Source organism: Mycobacterium sp. NGS45 (genome assembly GCF_059812645.1).
In genome coordinates, this window is the sequence record NZ_JCALDB010000053.1 from 1 (window position 1) to 1,617 (window position 1,617).

At 64.7% G+C, this 1,617-nt stretch carries 1 protein-coding gene; it reads left to right on the forward strand.

Annotation, left to right across the window (positions count from 1 at the left end; genetic code table 11):
- Positions 1-120: 120 nt before the first annotated feature.
- A complete protein-coding gene (locus AC5Y3P_RS22285; protein ID WP_500048113.1) occupies positions 121-1,476 on the forward strand; it encodes an IS1380 family transposase in 1,356 nt (451 codons plus the stop codon).
- The last annotated feature ends 141 nt before the right edge of the window (positions 1,477-1,617 follow it).

The following is a 1,617-nucleotide window of genomic DNA, read 5'->3' on the forward strand; positions in this document are numbered from 1 at the left end:
CCTCGACGTTTCATGAATTGGCCGGTGACGCGGGCCTGTAATGCACGGAAGTGCCTGTCCTAGTTGAGAACATTGACTTGCTGAGGGCCAAGGTTCGTCAAGTAGGAAGGCACCCCGTAGGTGAAGCGTAGCGCCGTGTGTTCGGTAGTGGTGGATTCGGGTCGTGAGTCGCTGGTGTCGTCGGCCGGCGGGCTGTTGTTGAGGCAGACCCTGGACTGCTCCGGACTGGATAAGGCCATGTCAGCGGCATTGGCGCCGTGGCGGGCGTCGCGTGCTGTTCACGACCCTGCCAAGGTCCTCATCGATGTGGCGATCGCGGTCGCGCTCGGTGGTGACTGTGCCGCTGATGTCGCCGTGGTTCGGGCCCAGCCGGAGGTGTTCGGGCAGGTAGCTTCCGATGCCACCGTGTCCCGACTGATCACTACGCTGGCCGATGATGTCGATGCCGCGATCGCAGCGATCCGGGCGGCGCGGGCGGTTGCCCGCCAGCGGGTCTGGCACCGTAGGCGGCCGCTGGCCGGCGCCGGAAATCAGGTGATCATCGATCTGGACGCCACTTTGGTCACCGCCCACAGCGACAAACAGGGCGCGACACCGACCTTCAAGTACGGGTACGGGTTTCATCCCATGCTGGCCTTTGTCGATCACGGTCTGCATGGCTCTGGTGAAGCCGTGGCGGGCCTGTTGCGCCCCGGCTCAGCCGGCTCCAACAGCGCCGCCGATCACATCACCGTCCTGGATGCAGCACTGGCCCAATTGCCTGTCCCCGAACGCGACCAGGTGCTGGTGCGCACCGACACCGGCGGCGGGGTCAAAGACTTCCTGCACCACATCACCAATCTCGGTCTGCAGTACAGCGTCGGGTTCTACGGCATGCCCCCGATCGTGGAGGCCTTGTCGAAAGTGCCTCGCCAAGCCTGGCGGGCCGCCCTCGACGGCGACGGATCACCACGCGAAGGCGCCCAGGTTGCCGAGCTGACCCCCCATCTGCCTGACACACTGCGTGGTTGGCCCGCCGGGATGCGAGTGATCGCTCGCCGCGAACGCCCCCACCCCGGCGCCCAGCTACGGCTCACCGACGACAACGGCTGGCGGATCACTTGCTTTGCCACCAACACCAAGGGTTGGTCGATCCCGGATCTGGAAGTCCGCCATCGCCAACGCGCCCGGGCCGAGGACCGCATCCGCAACCTCAAAGACACCGGCCTGACCAACCTGCCCTTTCACCGGTTCGACCAGAACCAGATCTGGCTCCAGATCGCGATGCTGGCCGCTGACCTGCTGGTCTGGACCCAAGTCCTCGCCTTCACCGAACAGCCGGCACGACGCTGGGAACCCAAACGGCTACGCCTGCGAATACTGGCCGTAGCCGGGCGCATCATCTCCTCTGGACGGCGCCGCTACCTACGCTTACCCCGAGGCTGGCCATGGAGTGACCTCATCGAAACCGGCTGGACCGCAATACAAACCACCTAACGCGCACCACCGATCCTACGACCAAGGACCCAGGAGCACCGGCGACACGCAACGCCGGAACACCAGGCCGCCCACCATCGCAACCGCTCGTCAACATCAATAAACGATCTCAATCACCGGCCAGGTGAAAGATCGAGGCTA